General features: G+C 62.0%; 18 protein-coding genes. 3 read left to right on the forward strand and 15 right to left on the reverse strand.

The window, feature by feature from the left end; translation table 11 throughout:
* Nucleotides 1–463 precede the first annotated feature (463 nt).
* The gene (locus ASE71_RS26315; RefSeq protein WP_060521146.1) at nucleotides 464–1477 is read left to right on the forward strand and encodes a 2Fe-2S iron-sulfur cluster-binding protein; all 1014 of its coding nucleotides are present in this window, start codon (nucleotides 464–466) and stop codon (nucleotides 1475–1477) included.
* A 56-nt stretch (nucleotides 1478–1533) separates the two neighbouring features.
* Here ASE71_RS26315 and ASE71_RS26320 read toward each other — a convergent pair whose 3' ends face one another.
* The 8 genes from ASE71_RS26320 to ASE71_RS26355 all read right to left on the reverse strand — a co-directional run bounded on the left by ASE71_RS26320 (nucleotide 1534) and on the right by ASE71_RS26355 (nucleotide 9044).
* Nucleotides 1534–3114, reverse strand: coding sequence for a TerC family protein (locus tag ASE71_RS26320; protein WP_060521147.1), 1581 nt, complete (start codon nucleotides 3112–3114; stop codon nucleotides 1534–1536).
* A 401-nt stretch (nucleotides 3115–3515) separates the two neighbouring features.
* Nucleotides 3516–4082, reverse strand: a complete 567-nt coding sequence (locus ASE71_RS26325; RefSeq protein WP_034790482.1) for a DUF2076 domain-containing protein — start codon at nucleotides 4080–4082, stop codon at nucleotides 3516–3518.
* 27 nt (nucleotides 4083–4109) lie between these two features.
* On the reverse strand, nucleotides 4110–4826 hold the full coding sequence (locus tag ASE71_RS26330) for a Bax inhibitor-1/YccA family protein (RefSeq protein WP_034790478.1): 717 nt from the start codon (nucleotides 4824–4826) through the stop codon (nucleotides 4110–4112).
* 10 nt (nucleotides 4827–4836) lie between these two features.
* Complete coding sequence (locus ASE71_RS26335) at nucleotides 4837–5598, reverse strand: anti-sigma factor family protein (protein WP_060521148.1); 762 nt, start codon at nucleotides 5596–5598, stop codon at nucleotides 4837–4839.
* Complete coding sequence (locus ASE71_RS26340; RefSeq protein ID WP_060521149.1) at nucleotides 5591–6121, reverse strand: sigma-70 family RNA polymerase sigma factor; 531 nt, start codon at nucleotides 6119–6121, stop codon at nucleotides 5591–5593. The genes ASE71_RS26335 and ASE71_RS26340 overlap by 8 nt, the downstream gene beginning before the upstream one ends.
* A gap of 155 nt (nucleotides 6122–6276) precedes the next feature.
* Complete coding sequence (locus ASE71_RS26345) at nucleotides 6277–7527, reverse strand: Zn-dependent hydrolase (protein ID WP_060521150.1); 1251 nt, start codon at nucleotides 7525–7527, stop codon at nucleotides 6277–6279.
* A 24-nt stretch (nucleotides 7528–7551) separates the two neighbouring features.
* Nucleotides 7552–8199: a TenA family protein gene (locus ASE71_RS26350; protein ID WP_060521151.1), complete on the reverse strand. Its 648-nt coding sequence runs from the start codon at nucleotides 8197–8199 to the stop codon at nucleotides 7552–7554.
* A 2-nt stretch (nucleotides 8200–8201) separates the two neighbouring features.
* Entirely contained in the window at nucleotides 8202–9044 is an 843-nt protein-coding gene (locus ASE71_RS26355; RefSeq protein ID WP_060521152.1) for a BtpA/SgcQ family protein, read from the reverse strand.
* Between the two features lie 25 nt (nucleotides 9045–9069).
* Between ASE71_RS26355 and ASE71_RS26360 the strand changes: the two genes are divergently transcribed.
* Nucleotides 9070–9969: a ribokinase gene (locus ASE71_RS26360; protein ID WP_060521326.1), complete on the forward strand. Its 900-nt coding sequence runs from the start codon at nucleotides 9070–9072 to the stop codon at nucleotides 9967–9969.
* Nucleotides 9970–10000: 31 nt separating this feature from the next.
* Here the strand turns inward: ASE71_RS26360 and ASE71_RS26365 are convergent, their stop codons facing one another.
* Genes ASE71_RS26365 through ASE71_RS26390 form a run of 6 tightly spaced genes read right to left on the reverse strand, consistent with a single transcriptional unit; the run spans nucleotide 10001 to nucleotide 15692 of the window.
* The gene (locus ASE71_RS26365) at nucleotides 10001–10768 is read right to left on the reverse strand and encodes a glutamine amidotransferase (RefSeq protein ID WP_060521153.1); all 768 of its coding nucleotides are present in this window, start codon (nucleotides 10766–10768) and stop codon (nucleotides 10001–10003) included.
* Between the two features lie 39 nt (nucleotides 10769–10807).
* Nucleotides 10808–11875, reverse strand: coding sequence for a phosphotriesterase (locus tag ASE71_RS26370; protein WP_060521154.1), 1068 nt, complete (start codon nucleotides 11873–11875; stop codon nucleotides 10808–10810).
* 5 nt (nucleotides 11876–11880) lie between these two features.
* Entirely contained in the window at nucleotides 11881–12879 is a 999-nt protein-coding gene (locus ASE71_RS26375; protein WP_060521155.1) for an ABC transporter permease, read from the reverse strand.
* Complete coding sequence (locus tag ASE71_RS26380; protein WP_034790756.1) at nucleotides 12876–13679, reverse strand: ATP-binding cassette domain-containing protein; 804 nt, start codon at nucleotides 13677–13679, stop codon at nucleotides 12876–12878. Before ASE71_RS26380 ends, ASE71_RS26375 begins: the two co-directional genes overlap by 4 nt.
* Entirely contained in the window at nucleotides 13679–14635 is a 957-nt protein-coding gene (locus tag ASE71_RS26385) for a substrate-binding domain-containing protein (RefSeq protein WP_060521156.1), read from the reverse strand. The genes ASE71_RS26380 and ASE71_RS26385 overlap by 1 nt, the downstream gene beginning before the upstream one ends.
* A 34-nt stretch (nucleotides 14636–14669) precedes the next feature.
* Nucleotides 14670–15692: a LacI family DNA-binding transcriptional regulator gene (locus tag ASE71_RS26390; RefSeq protein WP_090297342.1), complete on the reverse strand. Its 1023-nt coding sequence runs from the start codon at nucleotides 15690–15692 to the stop codon at nucleotides 14670–14672.
* Nucleotides 15693–15945: 253 nt separating this feature from the next.
* Here ASE71_RS26390 and ASE71_RS26395 point away from each other — a divergent pair, with 253 nt between their 5' ends.
* Nucleotides 15946–16923 (forward strand): L,D-transpeptidase family protein, encoded by a 978-nt coding sequence (locus ASE71_RS26395; protein WP_060521157.1) that lies wholly within the window; start codon nucleotides 15946–15948, stop codon nucleotides 16921–16923.
* A 96-nt stretch (nucleotides 16924–17019) separates the two neighbouring features.
* Here ASE71_RS26395 and ASE71_RS26400 read toward each other — a convergent pair whose 3' ends face one another.
* Nucleotides 17020–17208 carry a hypothetical protein gene (locus ASE71_RS26400; protein ID WP_060521158.1) on the reverse strand — a complete coding sequence of 63 codons (189 nt, stop codon included), beginning with the start codon at nucleotides 17206–17208 and terminating at the stop codon, nucleotides 17020–17022.
* Nucleotides 17209–17299: the final 91 nt, after the last annotated feature.

Consider the following 17299-nt stretch of genomic DNA (forward strand, 5'->3'; position numbering starts at 1 on the left):
CTTCATTTTGTTCACGCTTGCGGCCGGGGCGGCCACGGCAGCGATCAGTTCTTCGCGAAGGTGCGGTTTCCAACGATGGAAAGGTCAAGACCTCCTGAAACTTCTTTCGCTCACCCTGATGCGAATGGTCAAGTTCTGCCGATAAGAGATTGGAAAATCTGGATTTTCGTCTTGTGTATTCCCCGCGGCTGGCACTCCGGCGGGGGGCGCCGACCACGACTGAGCTGTGCTCTTTGCTGGGGCGCCACGCCACCGTCATTCGTGTGGTCGCGCCGAGAGTCCCACTAGGCGATCGGTCCAGGTTCGCCGTCGCATTCCAATCTCCGAAACTGAGAACGTCGGCGGTGATCCGATACCCCTTGACCTTACCAGCGCTGGAAGCCGCAGCCTGAGGGCATTTTCGCTTGCCGCCGTCAGGAACCGGCCCGCGAGAGGATTCGAACGCTGTGAGGAAACATTTGATATGACCGTCAAACGCATAGACATACGATCGGCACGAACAAACCTCGAAGTGCACGCCGACCAGACCATTCTCGACGCTGCGCTCGCCGCCAAGCTTCCTTACCCCCATGGCTGCAGATCTGGGCGGTGCGGCGCTTGCAAGTCTCGGCTGATCGAAGGCGAGGTGGAGCTTCTCCAGCATTCGCCCTTCGCCCTCACCGATGAGGAGAAAGCCGGCGGTCTCATCCTTGCCTGCCGGGCGCTTCCGGTAACGGACACCGCCGTGGCATGGCTTGGAGGCGGCGAAGAAGATGCCGTCCAAACGCCCCAACGGCTAAGCGGCATCGTTACGCATCTGGAGGACCTCACGCACGACATCAAGCTGGTGCGCATCGATGCGGAAGATGGGGGCAGCTCTCGTTTCGTCGCTGGACAATATGCGCAGGTGAGTTTCGACGGGGTCCCCGCCCGCAGCTATTCCATGGCCAACCGGCATGGCGACGGCCGGGTGGAGTTCCACATTCGCCACGTGGTCGGCGGAGCGACCTCGCAATATGTGCACGGCGCTCTGAAGGCCGGGGACAAGGTGACGCTCGAATACCCGATGGGATCCTCCTATCTGCGGGAGAACCACTCCGGCCCGATCCTGTGCATCGCCGGCGGCTCCGGCCTCGCCCCCATCAAATCGATCGTCGAAACCGCCCTTGCCCACGGCCTGAAGCAGCCGATCCATCTCTACTTCGGCGCACGCAGCGAGCGTGATCTCTACCTCGTCGATCATTTTCGCGCGCTCGCCGAGTGGCACGCCAATCTCGTCTTCCAGGCCGTGTTGTCGGAGGCGGATTCGGCAGGATACCGCCGTGGATTCGTGACGGAGGCAGTGGCCGAGGATCTGTCTGACCTCGACGGATGGAAAGCCTATGTCGCCGGCCCGCCGCCGATGGTGGATGCGGCAATGGAGGTTGCGTTTGCCCGCGGCCTGAACCGCTCAGACATGCATGCCGACGTGTTTTTCACGCCCGAGCCGGCGGAATAGCCGCTCTCGGGCGCAAAATCGGCGGCGCAACTGCTTCATCTCAGCCTGGCGGAAGCTCAGCGAAACTGGGCGCCCGTCAGTTCCTCCATCTGCGGCCTTCGGATCCTGACCTTGTCGACGTTGCGGCCATCCAAGGCGACGACTTCATAGGTCAGGCCACCAAAGCTGACGCTTTCACCCTGGTTGGGCAGATGTCCGAGGCGCCAAAGAACGAGGCCTGCCAGTGTGGAGTAGCGGTCGGCCTCATCCACGAGATCGACCTCCAGCAGTTTTGAGACATGCCGGATATCGATCCACCCGTCGACGAGGAGCGCTCCGTCTTCCTCGCGCTCGACCGTCAACTGATCATCATCATCGTCGGCAAAGTCGCCGGCGATGGCTTCGAGCAGGTCTGTTGGTGTCACCAGGCCTTCCATCGAGCCATATTCGTCAAGGACGATCGCGACCTGAAGGGGAGACTGTCGCAACTGCTCAAGCAGGCGCAGCGCGCTGACGGTTTCATGCACGACCAAGGGCTGGCGAAGGGATCGGCTGAAGTCGATCTTGCCGGTCTCGAGCAGGTCTCTCAACAGGTCTTTCGCCAGCGCGACGCCCAGGAACTCATCGAGATTGCCGCGTCCGATCGGGAAGCGCGAATGACCTGTTTCGATGATCTTGCGGCGCAACTCGTCGTCACTCTCCTCGATATCCAGCCACTCGACATCAAGCCTCGGGGTCATGACCGATTTTGCCGGGCGCTCTGCAAGTGTCAGTACGCCTTCGATCATCTCGTGCTCCACCGGCGTGAACAGTTCGTCCTCCGTCGCCCGCTCCGCGATGACATCCGCCGTTTCGCCGAGCGACGTCTCGCTCTTGCGTCGACCGAGGAGGGAGAGAACGGCATTTGCCGTACGCTCGCGCAAGTCACCCGTCGTCATGAAGCGTTCGCGGTTGCGGCGTCCGATCTGGTTGAAGGCCTCGATCAGCACCGAGAAGCCGATCGCCGCATAGAGGTAGCCCTTGGGGATATGGAAACCGAACCCTTCGACGATCAAGGAGAAGCCGATCATCATCAGGAAGCCGAGGCAGAGGATGACGACGGTCGGGTGTTTCGACACGAAGGCCATCAGTGGTTTGGACGCAAGCAGCATCACGCCGACGGCGACAATGACCGCGATCATCATCACGGAGAGATGCTGAACCATCCCGACGGCGGTGATGACGCTGTCCAGCGAGAAGACGGCATCGAGGACGACGATCTGCACGAGGACCTGCCAGAAGACCGCATGCTCCACCTTGCCTTCCTTGTGACCGGCATGGCCCTCGAGGCGCTCGTGCAGCTCCATCGTCCCCTTGAACAGAAGGAACAGGCCGCCGAACAGAAGGATCAGGTCGCGGCCGGAGATCTCAGCGCCGAGCACTGTGAACAACGGAGTGGTCAGCGTCACGATCCAGGCGATCGAGGCAAGCAGGACGAGACGCATGCCCAGCGCCAGTCCGAGGCCAATCAGTCGGGCTCTTTCCCGTTGATGCTCTGGAAGCTTGTCCGCGAGGATGGCGATGAAGACGAGGTTGTCGATACCGAGCACGATCTCGAGAACGATGAGGGTGGCGAGACCCGCCCAGGCGGCCGGATCAGACATCCATTCGAACATCATTGGGTTTAAAGGCCAGCCCTCAAGGCAAGGCCAATCCTTCTATTGTTGATGGGAAAAGAAAAAGCGTCGCCCGCCCGTCTGGTCGACGGTTGCGGGCGCAAAGTAGGTGACCGCGAAACCGCTTCAGCGGAGCCGCGCTTGTAGGGTCTGATGAACGTTGGTCAGGGTCGGCGTCGTCAGGCATGCCGCGTGGTCCGCCTTGTCGGATAGGCCATGGAGCGGGCGGCAAACAGCAAGCCGAACTCCGCCCACCCTGCGCGACCGACAAGGTGGCGGGTCATCGTGACCGGATGGGGGACAGGCGGTGGGCTTGGTGCAGCTGGGATCATGAGAAAGGGTTGGCTCTGAGGGAAGGCTGGCTTCCGGGGGAGGGGGATGGTCCCCGGAAGCCAAAAGCGGCGTCAAATATCTTCGTCGCCGCCGAAATCCATGTCGTCAACGGGCGCTTCCGGCTCCGGGGCAGGGGCGGCTGGTTGAGCGGCCTGGGCCTCGTTACCACCCAACATGCCGGCAATCGCATTGCCGAGCAGGACGCCACCGGCGACGCCCATTGCGGTCTGCGCGGCGCCCGCGAGGAAGCCGCCGCCGGTGCGCTGTTGCATCGGCTGGCCGTAAGCCTGGCTCTGGTTGCCCCATGGCGAGCTCGGGGCCGCACGGCCATACCCGGCCTGTTGTGGCGCCGGGCGCTGAGGAGCAGCGTTGCTGCCGAACATCGAGGAGAAGAAGCCGCCGCGCTGCTGGCTTTGTGCGGTGTGCGCTTCCAGTTCTTCGATACGGCGTTGAGCCGCCTCCAGTGCCTGTTCCTGTACGACGATCGTCTGCGCCATGTAATAGGGCGCGCCCGGCTGCTGGCCTATCCGCTCTTGAATGAAGCGGTCGGCTTCCGCGTCGCGCGGAGCGGATTGGCGCTCCGCCTGGGCGAGCTTGGAGAACAGGCCGTCTATGGCCTGCTGATCATTGCGATCCATAAGATATGTCCTTGATATCGGCGACTGTTACTCTTCGCGCTGGCCGGTGAAATTCAGCAGCAGCTGGAAGATGTTGACGAAGTTCAGGTAGAGCGAGAGAGCGCCGAAGACCGCCAGCTTCTGCTGGGATTCCTGGTCGAAGTTGTCGGCATACTGCTCCTTGATGTTCTGCGTGTCCCAGGCGGTCAGACCGACGAAGACGACGATGCCGATCACCGAGACGGCAAACTGAAGGGCGCTGGAACCGAGGAAGATGTTGACGATCGAGGCGATCATCACGCCGATCAGACCCATGATCATGAACGAACCGAACTTCGCGAGGTCCCGTTTCGTCACATAGCCGTAGAGGCTCGTCGCTCCGAACATGGTAGCGGCGATGAAGAATGTGCGGGCGATGCTGGCGCCGGTGAAGACCAGGAAGACCGAAGCGAGCGACAGGCCCATAACGGCGCAGAAGGCCCAGAAGGTCATCTGTGCCGAGGATGCCGACATCGAATGCATCTTGAAGGAAAAGAAGAAGACGAAGGCGAGCGGCGCCAGCATCACCACCCATTTCAGCGGCGTGGAGAAGATCGGCACGTAAAGCGCCGGCGTGGTGCCGACGATGAAGGCGACAAGGCCCGTCACGACGAGGCCGAGGCCCATATAGTTGAAGACGCGCAGCATGTGCTGGCGAAGGCCCTCGTCGAGGGCGGCGGCCGAAGCCTGACTCATACCGCCGAAGCGGTTCTGGTTCTGATACATGAAGGTTTCCTCAGTAAAGTGAGTTCTTGAGAAGCTCGGCCTCGTCGCTGAGGCCGATGCCCGGCGTGCTTGAAACGACGGCATAGGCAACCTCGCCGACCTGCCACCAGGCAGCCTCGGCATTGGAAAGGTTGAGGTCCTTCACGGGTTCGACCGCGAAACGACCGGGCCTGCCGGCGAAAAGTGAAATGACCGTGCCCGCGTCGGTCTTGACGCTCATCTCGACGCTGGGTCCGAATTCCGAGGGGAACACCTGGACATCGACGACGTTCCAGCCCTTCGGGAGCTCCGGCATGACGATGGCGGTCGCGGCACGAATGTCGTCCCGGTCATAGGTCTGAACCTCAGGCTGCGACGGCATTCCAGCCCTTACGACCGAGGTCTGATGGGCGCGGATGGCGTGCTCCACGAAAGCCGGCGGATGGGCCGAGGCATTGACTTCGCTCGGGCCGACCGCCGAATGGGCAATCCACCCGACCGACACCATCAAGCCGACCGCCGCAACCTTTTGCAGCGCGTTCCAAACGCGCGCATTCGCAAGCCCAGAAGAAAGGCGCCGGGCCGCCTCGCGCGTCTCTGGACGACCGGCAACGACATCCGACGTCATCGCCAGTTTGAGCGTGGTGCGCATGCCGAGGTCGGCCATGACGCGCGCCGCCGCATCCGGATTCCTGGCAAGCCAGGTCTCGACCCGCAGCCGACCGGTCGCGTCGAGCTGATTGTCGATGTAGGCGTCGAGATCGCCATCGGTAATCGTATCGACGTCAGTCATTGTCGCCTCCGACAAGCTTCAGATGGTTAGGCTTCCTCCGTCCGCTTTCGAAATCTCTGAGCGCTGCTCGTGCGCGGGAGACGCGCGACATCAAGGTCCCGACGGGGATGTCGAGTATGTCGGCGGCCTCCTGGTAGGAGAGATCTTCGACAGCAACCAGATGTAGGGCTTCGCGCTGCTCCTCCGGCAGCAGCATGAACGCCTCGCGAACCTGAGCGAGCCGGACGCTGTGTTCCTGGTGGGCCGGGTAGGACGATACGGCTTCCTGCGCCGTCTGGCTGTCACGCTGGCCGCGCGACAGCGCCGATCGTACGCGGTCGATATGGGCGTTGCGAACGATGGCAAAAAGCCAGTTTCGAAGGTTCGCTCCCGACCGGAACGTCGAGCGCCGCTCGTAGGCTCTCACCAAGGCATCATGAACGAGATCTTCTGCGTCAGGCGAATTGCGCGCAAGCGAACGCGCGTAGCGCCGCAGCGCGGCCAGCTGCCCAATAACGTCGAAAGCGCCTTTTTTCGATTCCATACCCGCATATACGGAGCCGATGCGATTTCTCATCCATCGTCGACGAAAAAAATATGATCCATCCGGATGCAGCAGTTTCGGAGCGCATGCCCGCTGGCAACACCGAAGCGCGCCTGCGCTGGCTACAGGGGCGGCGAGCAGCACCCGCGCGCGCTCTATGCGCCCGCAGCAAACGCTTCGAGGGTCGCGGCAAGCAGCATACGGGCACCTTCGATGGAATGCGCGGGCTCGACATATTCCGCTTCGTTGTGGCTAAGCCCATCGCGGCAAGGCACGAAGATCATGGCTGCCGGCGCGACACGACTGACGAACAAGGCATCGTGGAAGGCGCCGGAGAGCATACGCCTGGTTGTCAGTCCGAGCGATGCGGCAGCGCGATCGAGGCAGGTGAGCAGGTCGTCTGAAAAGAGGGCCGGCGGCATGTCGAAGATTTGCCGCGTTGTGCTCTGGCAACCGTTGGCTTTAGAGGCGTTGTCACATGCCTGCCGGACCCGCTCTTCCAGGTCGTCGATGGCGTTGGTCTCCGGGTGGCGCAGATCGACGGTGAACGTGACCGACCCCGGAATCGAGTTCACCGAACCTGGTTCGACTGCGAAGCGGCCGACGGTAAAGCGTGCGCGCCGGTCGCCCGGCATGGCGCTCCTATACAGTGGTTCAAGCGCGGTAACGGCCGCGGCCATCGGGTCGCGACGGAATTCGAGCGCCGTCGTGCCCGCATGCGCTGCCTGCCCATCGATCCTGACCTCCAGCCACCGCGTGCCCTGGATGCCATAGACGATGCCAACCGGTATGTTCTCCCGTTCGAGCGACGGGCCCTGTTCGATATGAAGCTCAAGGTAGCCGGTGATCGGGAAGCCGAGCGGGCGCATTTCGGCTTCCGGCAGGGCTTTCAGTGTTGCCTCCAACTCATCGACGAACAACGCTCCGTCGCGGCCGCGAAGATCGGACCAGGCCCCGGGGATGGCACCGGCGGCAAAAGCCATCGATCCCATCGTGCCGGGGGCAAAGCGGCTTCCTTCTTCGTTCGTCCAGGCAACGACCTCAAGCGGAAAATCAGTCTCGATGCCGGCATCTTCGAGACTTTCCATCACCTCAAAGGCCGCCAGAGTGCCGAGCGCTCCGTCAAAGCGCCCGCCGGTCGGCTGGCTGTCGAGGTGGCTGCCGATCACGAACGGCGGCCTTTGAGGAAAAAGGCCCTCCCGCCGGATGAACAGGTTTGCCATCGGATCCTGGAAGACGCGGAAACCGCGCGCAAGCGCGAGTTCCGCTAGCAGCCGGCGGGAGCCCCGATCTTCCACCGACAAAGCCTGCCGGTTGACGCCCCCGGCCGGCGTCCCGCCGATTTTTGCGAAGTCATCAAGACGCTTGAGCAGGCGCTTGCCGTCCACTGTGGTGCGAGAGGTCATGGTCGTTCCCAAATGTCGCCTTGATCAGACGTAGGCTGCGTCATGAAAGGCGATTTCAAGTTGCTGCGCTCGCCCGAAGATAGCGCTCAGGCGCTTGCGCTCGGAAGCCTCGAGCGCGTCGCCGGCTACGTCGAGTTCTTTTTTCAGCCACTTCGCCTGAGCCGCAAACTCATCATCGGCGTGCATTTCGACCCATTCCTTCAAATGTGGATCGGCAAACGATGAACGGGCGGCCCTTTTCGACCAGGTCCAGTACATCCACTCGGCCGCAAACATGGCAGCGACGGTATCGAGGAAACCGCCGTTGCGGGCGATGTCCAGCATACCCGTTCGGAAAGCATCGACCTCGGCAACATTGAGATCATAGGTGCCGGGATTGATATTGCGTTCGGCAAAAATCCGTTCGAAGTAGGCGATCTGCTGGTTGGCGAGCGCATCCAGAACGGCAATCAGCCAGCGCTTCTGTTCGATCGTCTCGGCCTTCGCCGCCGCAAAGGCGAAGATCGAGATCGCGCTTTCGACGAAGGCCCCCTCATAGACGAGATAGCGTTCGAAAACCTGCGGGGACAGGCGCCCCATCACGATGTCCTCGACGAAGCGATGGTTCACCATGGCTTCGAAGACGGTGGCGTTTTCCCGCAGGATCTGTTCCGAAAGCGTTTCAGCCGCCATCGTCACGCCTCCAGCGCGGGTTCGGCAGCGGCGCGGAAAGCCTTAACCCGCTCGATATCGACCGGGTTCCACCAGACCCCGCCCTGCTTCAGAGACGAGGCGACGATCACGCCGTTGGTGCGCCTGAGGATTTCGACGATGTTGTCCTTGGTCACGCCCGAGCCGACCAGAAGCGGCAGGTGCGTCGCCGAGCCGATCTCCTCGATCTCCTCGATGGTTGCCGTATTGCCGGTGCGCTGACCGGTGGCGATCACACCGTCGGCGTCGAAGAAGGCGAGGTCGCGCGTCAGTTCCTGGATCGAGCGATCGGCCACGATGGCGTGGGCGCCGTGCTTCACATGGCTGTCGGCAAAGACCTTGATGTGCTCGGCACGCAGCAATGAGCGGTAGCGCATCGCTTCTGCGGCCCGCCCCTCCATGAAGCCTTCGTTGGCGACATAGGCGTTGGCCCACTGGTTGACGCGAATGAACTTGGCGCCGCCCGCCATGGCTATGGCAAAGGCCGGGATCGGCGCATTGGCAAGGACGTTGATGCCGAGCGGCACACCTGTCGCCCGCGCGATCCGGTCGGTGACGACCGACATGAAGGCTGCCGTTTCGTGGCCGATATCTTCCGGCTTGGAGAACGGCACGTCGCCATGATTTTCGATCATCAGGCCATGCAGGCCACCCTCGACCAACGCCTCGGCGTCACGCATGCAGGCATCGTAGATAACAGACATATCGGCACCCCGATAGCGCGGCGCACCGGGGAAGGCCGGGCAATGGATCATGCCGATCAGAACCTTGTCAGTCCCAAATATTTCCCTTATGGCGCTTGTGGACTTGTCAGATATTTCCTGCATTTCTCTCCCTTTCGAAGGTATGTTCATGCACGCTTACGTAATCGGTAATGTGACGGTGGACGAGACCATCGCCGTGTCGGAAATGCCGGCCGCGGGCGCATCGATCCACGGTAGCCAGCGGTCCCGGGACCTCGGTGGCAAGGGCGCGAACCAGGCTGTTGTCATGGCCCGCACCGGCCTGCCGACGAGCCTTGTCGCAGCCTTCGGCGACGGCTTTCGCGCCGACATGATCCGCCAGCATCTGGCAAGCGAACCGGTGGTCAGCAGACTTGTGCCGGTCCTCGGCAAGTCCACCGACTTCTCGATCGTGCTGACCACGCCGGATGGAGAAAACGTCAACATCACGACCACCGACTCTGCCCAGAACCTCACGCTTGCCGACGCCGTGGCAGCGCTGGCCGACGCGGTTCCCGGCGACCTTGCTGTGCTCCAGGGAAACCTGTCGGACGAAACGACGCGGGGTGTCCTTGAAGCTGCGCGCGCCCGCCACATGATCACCGCCTTCAATCCGTCTCCCTTGCGTCCTTATTTCAGCACCCTGTGGCCCTTGGTTGACATTGCTTTCCTCAACCAGGGTGAGGCGCAGGCAATGACCGGTACCAGCGGCGAAGAGGCTGCCCGCAAGCTGCTTGCGGCCGGCGTTCGCGAAGTCGTCCTGACCTTCGGCGGCGACGGAGCCATGCTCGTCACCGCCGAAAGCAGCGTCCCGATCGGCGCCGTCGAATGCGACGTCGTCGACACGACAGGCGCCGGCGACACGTTCATGGCGGTGGCGCTCGCATCCGCCACACTTCGTGGCACTCGCCTCGATCGCACCGCGATCGAACATGCAACGCGCGCCGCCGCCATCACTGTCAGCCGTCCCGGAACCCGTTCGGCGTTTCCATCGATCGAGCAGTTGCAAGCGATCCTGGCCGCGCGCTGAGGCTCTCCTCAGCGCGCGCTCCTCGCTGCGGTTAGCGCTCCGTTGCCGTCATCCACCCAAGGATGTTCTTCCAGAGGCGGCCGTAGCCCTCCCACTCGCAGAATGCCGGCGACAGCCAGTGGGGGCCGATATCGGACGTCCAGGCGGCGGTGCGCCCCTTGCCGAAACCGCCAAGGACGAGCAGCGGGTGTCCGCCCTGATCTTCGGGAAGCCGGGCGACGACCTCGGCTCCATCGCGAACCTCCACTTCATTGACGCCGAGAAGCAACGGCCAACTGCCCGAAAGCCCCGCCATGGTCGGATGGTCCGGCTTGACGACGTCGGCAACCGCGCCCTCGGGAATCTCGACGCGGTCGTCATAGGGAAGGCACGTCACCGGAAGCGTGTCTTCGACAGCCGTGCGGCGCCAGCGCGCCTTACCGTCGATACCCTGGAAGGAGAAGTAGCCGCCGACCATCAGCAGCGCTCCGCCCTTTTCGACCCAGGCCTTGATGAGCTTCAACCGGTTCGGAACGGTGCGCGAATGCAGCCATACGGCCGGCGGCAGCAACAGCGAGTTGGCGCCGATATCCGACAGGATGATCGCATCGTATTGGTCGAGGCCTGCCATTTCATAGGGGAACTGGTCCACGGCGTCGTGTGCGGTCATGTAGGTCAGCTCGAACTCGCTGTCCTTGAGCACCTTGACGAGCGGTTCCGCGCCCAGATGGAAGGTCACGCTGCCGAACTGGTCGAAACCCTTGTAGTGGGTGGCGGAGCTTACCCAGCTCTCGCCGACGAGAAGCACTTTCTTTGTCATGGTCTATCCGTCTGTCTTGAATTGCGTTGGGAGCCGATATCAGGCCCCGGTTTGGAATACCGAGCGGGGGTTGTCCCGCATCATTCTGTCGAGCGCGCCGTCCTCCAGTCCGTGTCGTTTGAGACGCGGCAGGAAGTGGCGCAGGACGTAGGCATAGCCGTTGCCTCCGTAGTGGCTGAGCATCATCTTCAGGAACACATCGTGCGAGAGCAGGATGCGGTCCATGTGGCCGGCGTCCACCAGCCTGGCGATCGCTCGTGCTGCCTCTTCGTCGCTCGGGCACTGTACCTGTTGATCGGCATAGAAGAAGTCCATGCCGATCATGTCGTATTCGATGAACGCACCGCGTTCGGCGAGCTCGCTTTGATAGGCGAAATCGTCGTGGGACGGGTTCATGTGACAAAGCACGGTGTGGCGCAGATCCGCCCCTTCCTCGGCGACGACATCGAGCACCCGATGGCCGAGCCGGAACCAGCCCGGCAGATGCACCATCAGCGGCAAACCGGTCCGGACCTGCGCCCGGGCGGCCCCACGCAGGGACTTCTCCTCGGCCGGGGTGAAATCGGAGGAGACGCCGATCTCGCCGATCAGTCCGATTTTCACGCCCGTGCCGTCAACACCGTCGATGGCCTCGCGGACGATGCCGTCGGCGATCTGGTCGACGCTCATGTCCGCGACCTCGGCCGGATGCGAGGAGGCAAGATAGTATCCGGCCCCCATCACGATATTGAGACCCGTCGCCTTGGAGATGCGCCGTAAGGCGAGCGGGTTTCGACCGATGCCATTGCAGGTAGGTTCGACGACTGTACGGCCGCCTGCGGTCGCGAAAGCCTGCAATTCGGCGATAGCCAAGGGTTCGTCGTCGAGCGTAATGTTGTGCTTGTTAACGAAGGGGTCCTGGCGAAGTTCGCCGAGGATCTCCATGCAGACGAAGCCTTCGGCGAGATACTGACGCTCCTTCGTTTGCGGTGCGTTCCACCAGCAGCGGCAATCGTTGAGGATATGCTCGTGCATCAGTGTGATGCCGAGTTGATCCGCGTTGATCGCGCCGTTCACCGTCATCACCTTGCCGGACCGCACATGTCCTTCTGACAGCTCCTTGCTCATGACGGTTATCTCTTGCCGCCGAAGCGAAAGTTGGCGGTGAAGATCCGGGTGTTGAGCCAGATCGCAACGAGAATGATCGCACCGGTAACAATCTGCGTGAAGAACGGCGAGATATGCATGAGGATCAGGCCGTTGCCGATGACCGCAATCGTCATCGTGCCGAGCACGGTCCCGAGGATCGTGCCGCGCCCCCCCATCAGCGATGTCCCGCCCAGCACTACGGCGGCGATAACTTGAAGCTCGAAGCCGACGGCCGCATTCGAGGAGCCGGAGCCGAGGCGCGCGGCGATCAACAGGCCAGCAAGGGCGCAGGCAACGCCGGCGATCATATAGACCGAGGCGATCACCCATTTCGCCGGCATGCCGACGCGGCGAGCCGCTTCCATGTTGGACCCGACGGCGACGACCTGGCGGCCGTATTTGGTCGAGGATATGACGACATAACCGGCGACCGCGACCGCAACCGCGATAAGCGCAGGCATCGGAATGCCCAGCAATTCGCCGCGGCCGAGCATGAAGAAGCCGGGAGCGTCCTTGATCGGGATCGAGTACCCTTGCGTCAGATAGAGCGCCAAGCCGCGCAGGATCGACAGGCCGGCAAGCGTGACGATGAAGGCCGGAATACCCTGATAGGCGGTGAACCATCCCTGCACGAAGCCGAGAAAGGCGCCGAAGAAGAGCATCGCGACGACGACGAGAGGCCAGGGATAGCCCATGGCCAAGACAATGGCCGCCACCGCATTGACCAGGGCGACCTGCGAACCGACAGAGAGGTCGATGCCGCCGGTTATGATTACCAGCGTCATGGCGACCGCGACGATGAGAATCGGCGCTGCCTGGCGGATGACGTTCAGAATGTTGCCGAGCGTCATGAAGGTATCGGTCGTGGCCGCGAAAAAGATGACGCAGGCCAGGAAGAAGAAGGCGATCGACAGAACCTGGGCGTTTTCCGAAAGGAAGTCTGCCGCCGGCGAGCCTTTTGCGCGTTCGGTATAGGCCGTCATTGCTTGGCTCCTTCCCCGACGATCAGCTTGACGAGGTCTTCCAGGTTGGTCTTGCCGATTTCGCGCTCGGCGACCTTGGTGCCTTCGTACATCACGGCAATGCGGTCGCAGACACGGAACAGGTCCTGGAGACGGTGGGTGATCAGGATGACCGAGACGCCCTTTGCCTTGACGCGGTTGATCAGCGCGAGCACGGCTTCGACCTCCGCCACGGCGAGCGCCGAGGTGGGCTCGTCCATGATGAGGACTTTCGGATTGAACGAAGCGGCGCGCGCGATCGCGATCGCCTGACGCTGTCCGCCCGAGAGTTGAGCGACCTTGCCGGTCAGACGCGGAATGCGGATTTCCAGCGCATCGAGCATCTTGCGTGCTTCCTCGAGCATGGTCCTCGTATCGAGGAATGGCCCTTTGCTGATTTCTCGACCGAGGAAAAGATTGCCGACCACATCGATGTGGTCGCAAAGGCTCAGGTCCTGAAAGACCATTTCGATATTGCGGTTACGGGCGTCCGCAGGTCCTGAGAACCGAACCTCTTCGCCTTCCAGCGTAATGGTCCCGCCATCGGGAATGTAGGTGCCCGAGATGACCTTGGTCAGCGTCGATTTGCCGGCGGCGTTGTCGCCGACGAGGCCAAGGCACTCGCCGGGATAGATGTCGAGGTCGACGCCACGCAGCGCCTGGTGCGATCCGAACGTCTTGACGATCCCTTTGAGGGACACGCGGGGGCTGACACCGGTGCGGGAGGGCAAAGCCCCCCCGACACCAGCGACAGCGGGAGGATGCTGTCTTTCAGTCGTCATCATTTGAAGATCGCCCGATATGGCTCGACGTTGTCCTTGGTGACGATCGTTACCGGCACGGCGATGGTCTTTTCGACGCTGCCGCCGTCGGAGACCTTCTTCAAGGCGTCGACGGCAGCGGCACCCATGGCAGCCGGATCCTGCTGAATCACGGCGGTGACGTAGCCGGCGTCGATGCCGGCGATCGCCTGGGCCGTCAGGTCCCAACCGAAGACCTTCACGCTATCCTGCTTGCTCTGGCTTTCGACCGCGGCGATGGCACCCATCAGGGCCGGCTCACCGGTCGCATAGATTGCGGTCAGGTCGGGATTGCCGGTAATCAGGTTCTCGGCGGCAGCGAGCGCGTTGTCCTGCACGTTCTGTCCATCGACGACGCCGGCCGAGCTGATACCGTCGACATCCTTGATGGTCTTTTCAAATCCTTCCTGACGAACGTTCTGAATGAAGGAGTTGAGCGCGCCGACGACACCGATCTTGGCTTTGCCATCGGCGTTGGCCTTGATGTAGTCGAGGAAGAACTTGCCCATGTCGGCGCCGGCCGTGGCGTTGTCGACGCCGATCTGCGCCTTCTGCGGGCCTTCCGGAAGGATCGCATCGATGGCGACGACGGGGATCCCGGCTTCGGCTGCCTGGTTGACCGCCGGCATGATGCCGTTGACGTCGATTGCGACGACGGCGATGCCATCGACCTTCTGCTGAATGTAGGTTTCGATCGCACTGTTCTGCGCGGCCGGGTCGTTGTTGGCATTGAAGATGACGAGCTTCGCGCCGGCAGCGTCAGCCGCCTTCTGCGCGCCTTCGTTCATCTGATTGAAGAAAAGCGCCTGCTGGTTGATTTGCACGAGCGCAAAGGTCTTTTCGGCGGCAAGGGCCGGCGAGAGAGCAGCGCCGAGGGTCGTCAATGCCGTGAAACCAAGCGTGGCGACTAAAGTCCTGCGTTTCAAATTCCAGTTCATGTTCTCATCCTCTGTTGGTTCTCCATTGCGTGATTTATCGTTTCGCAGGCGGAGCAACGGATTTCCGCACGACGATTTCGACTGGCAGGAGCTCTTCGACGAGAGCCTGTTTGCCCTGCCAGTTTGTTTCGAGAAGAAGGGAGAGGGCACGCCCGCCGATCGCGCGGACCGGCTGGCGAATGGCGGTCATAGGCGGACCGAAAAGATGGAGCGGGCCGACGTCGTCAAAGCCGATGACCGAAACATCGTCCGGGATCGACACCCCCTGGTCCCGGAAGACCTCGATCATGCCGATGGCGATTTCGTCCGAGCTGGCGAAGATCGCCGTTGCCGGGCGACCTTCCTCGATGAAGCGCTTCGCCGCCTGCCGACCGAAGGCCACGGTGTAGTCACCGGCGTATTTTAAAAGACGGATATCCTCGCCGAACGCATCGCGCAGCGTCCGCTCAAGACCGTTGGAGCGCCGACGCGAACTGATCATCGCTTGCGGGCCGCCGACGAACAGCACATCCCTGTGCCCGAATTCCGCCAGATGCCGGCCTGCGAGCGCTCCGCCCAGCTCGTTATCGCAGAAGAGCTTGGGCGCCTGCGCGCCGGGAACGTCTTCGTCGGCGATCACGACTTTGCCGGTGCGGTTTATCAACGTGGCGAGTTGACCGTCGTCCGGGTGGTTGGTGACGAAGATCAGGCCATCGACGTGATTGCGTTCGATCAGCTGGAGATAGGCTACCTCGCGACCGGCCCGGTTCAGGGTGGCGTAAAGCGAGACGGCAAGCCCGCGGGTATCCGCCTCTTCTTCGACGGCTGCCACGAGCGTCGCGAAGAAGGGGTTGGCGATATCGGGAACGACAAGACCGATCGTATCGGAACGACCGCGGCTGAGCCGGCGGGCATGCGGGTTGGGCTGGTAATTGAGGTCGCGGATCGCATCCGAGATCCGCTTCTTCGTTTCGGAAGGCAGGTCGAGCGATCCGTTCAGCAGGCGCGAGACCGTTGTCACGGAAACGCCGGCAGCTCGGGCTACATCCTTCAGACCTGTGACGCGTCGTGTGGTCACCTTGGCTCCATCCCCTGCCGTTGTAAACCGATTTACTAAAACGCTTTACAATAAGATTTCGACTTTCGTGTTCTGTCAAGAGACTTTCTCTGACACGAGGTCGGTGCGCCTATGGGGCCACGGATCGAGGCTCGGCCTGGGGCCGATTGGCCGCGGCGAAAAGGCCGCAAGGTCAATGCCGTTCGCACCTGAGAAAGCAGCATCTTGGCGCCGCGAGGCGGGAACAAATCAGGGGCTGATCGATTGAGAGATCATGAAAACCAAGGTTCTATTGGCGGCGCTGATGCTGCTATCCCCCGCCGCGCTGGCCAATGCCCAGACGCTTCAGCCAGAAGCCATCGACGGTGCATCGATTACGCCCACATTGTTGGAACGGACGACCGAGACCTCGGACAAGCCAGACCCCGCCATCGTCAGGCTCCAGGTGCTTCTCGATCGGGCGGGGGCGTCGCCCGGTGTGATCGACGGTTTCGCCGGTGAGAATGTCGCCAAGGCGATCGCCGCCTTCGAGACCATGCAAGGTCTGTCCGCTGACGGAACATTGGACGCCGACGTCATCGGGCGACTGCCGGACCAGACGACGGTGGTCGAGCCCTACGTCATCTCCGAGGACGATGCTCAAGGATTGGTCGCTGAGATCCCCGAAGACTACTCCGAGCAGGCGAAGATGGCTCAGCTCGGATACACGAGCGTCGCCGAGAAGCTGGCGGAGCGCTTCCACATGGATATCGATCTTCTCAAGGCGCTCAATCAGACTTCGGAGTTCTCGGTCGGTGACACGGTTTCCGTTGTGAACCCAGGTCCACCGACGCAGGGAACGGTCAAGCGCATTGAAGCGCACCGGCGCACCGGTCAAATCGTGGCACTTGGCGCCGACGATACGCTGATCGCAGCCTATCCGGCAACGATCGGCAGCCGGGAAACGCCATCTCCTTCGGGAACGCACAAGGTCAAAGGCGTCGCCCGAATGCCGCCCTATGTCTACAATCCAAAAATCAACTTCAAGCAGGGCGACAACCGAAAGATCTTGACCTTGCCGGGCGGCCCGAACGGTCCGGTCGGCACGGTCTGGATCGATCTCTCGAAGCCCACCTACGGAATTCACGGCACGCCGGAGCCGTCGATGATCGACAAGTCGGGATCGCACGGATGCGTTTGCCTGACCAACTGGGATGCGGAGGAGTTGGCGGGGATGGTCAAGCCTGGCGTGATTGTCGAGTTCGTCGACTAAGGTAGCGAAGACGTTTAGGAATTTCTGAACGGGCAAGAAGTCGAAACCGGCCACCGATCACGCGGTGACCGCTCGCGCAATTCCCATGTCGAAGCTTCAGCGGATACGCGTCTGAACGCGCACGATGTTCATCTGGAGCTCGTGGCTGGTTGCCTGTCTACCGAGCACCTTGATCAGGCGCTGCTCTTCGGTTTTGTGAATACCGGTCCGCCGGCAATAATCCGCGACGTCCCAGATATGTCTGATCTGGGCGTTGGCGACTGTTCGAACATCCGCGTGTTTCATTCCGTGCCTCCCCTAACCCAATACAACGTTTGGAGGCTGGTTTGGTTCCGCCAGGATGCGTTCCTGGCGGCTGTGGGTGCGTTCGTACCGA

It is taken from the genome of Ensifer sp. Root954 (assembly GCF_001429005.1).
Taxonomy (GTDB): Bacteria; Pseudomonadota; Alphaproteobacteria; order Rhizobiales; family Rhizobiaceae; genus Ensifer; species Ensifer adhaerens.

Bases quoted from the DNA above. Each gene is read 5' to 3' on its own strand.
- ASE71_RS26375 (WP_060521155.1), bottom strand. From the start codon at position 12,879: ATGACGGCCTATACCGAACGCGCAAAAGGCTCGCCGGCGGCAGACTTC.
- ASE71_RS26360 (WP_060521326.1), top strand. From the start codon at position 9,070: ATGCACGCTTACGTAATCGGTAATGTGACGGTGGACGAGACCATCGCC.
- ASE71_RS26365 (WP_060521153.1), bottom strand. From the start codon at position 10,768: ATGACAAAGAAAGTGCTTCTCGTCGGCGAGAGCTGGGTAAGCTCCGCC.
- ASE71_RS26400 (WP_060521158.1), bottom strand. From the start codon at position 17,208: ATGAAACACGCGGATGTTCGAACAGTCGCCAACGCCCAGATCAGACAT.
- ASE71_RS26320 (WP_060521147.1), bottom strand. From the start codon at position 3,114: ATGATGTTCGAATGGATGTCTGATCCGGCCGCCTGGGCGGGTCTCGCC.
- ASE71_RS26355 (WP_060521152.1), bottom strand. From the start codon at position 9,044: ATGCAGGAAATATCTGACAAGTCCACAAGCGCCATAAGGGAAATATTT.
- ASE71_RS26385 (WP_060521156.1), bottom strand. From the start codon at position 14,635: ATGAACTGGAATTTGAAACGCAGGACTTTAGTCGCCACGCTTGGTTTC.
- ASE71_RS26350 (WP_060521151.1), bottom strand. From the start codon at position 8,199: ATGGCGGCTGAAACGCTTTCGGAACAGATCCTGCGGGAAAACGCCACC.
- ASE71_RS26330 (WP_034790478.1), bottom strand. From the start codon at position 4,826: ATGTATCAGAACCAGAACCGCTTCGGCGGTATGAGTCAGGCTTCGGCC.
- ASE71_RS26345 (WP_060521150.1), bottom strand. From the start codon at position 7,527: ATGACCTCTCGCACCACAGTGGACGGCAAGCGCCTGCTCAAGCGTCTT.
- ASE71_RS26395 (WP_060521157.1), top strand. From the start codon at position 15,946: ATGAAAACCAAGGTTCTATTGGCGGCGCTGATGCTGCTATCCCCCGCC.
- ASE71_RS26315 (WP_060521146.1), top strand. From the start codon at position 464: ATGACCGTCAAACGCATAGACATACGATCGGCACGAACAAACCTCGAA.
- ASE71_RS26325 (WP_034790482.1), bottom strand. From the start codon at position 4,082: ATGGATCGCAATGATCAGCAGGCCATAGACGGCCTGTTCTCCAAGCTC.
- ASE71_RS26335 (WP_060521148.1), bottom strand. From the start codon at position 5,598: ATGACTGACGTCGATACGATTACCGATGGCGATCTCGACGCCTACATC.
- ASE71_RS26340 (WP_060521149.1), bottom strand. From the start codon at position 6,121: ATGGAATCGAAAAAAGGCGCTTTCGACGTTATTGGGCAGCTGGCCGCG.
- ASE71_RS26370 (WP_060521154.1), bottom strand. From the start codon at position 11,875: ATGAGCAAGGAGCTGTCAGAAGGACATGTGCGGTCCGGCAAGGTGATG.
- ASE71_RS26380 (WP_034790756.1), bottom strand. From the start codon at position 13,679: ATGACGACTGAAAGACAGCATCCTCCCGCTGTCGCTGGTGTCGGGGGG.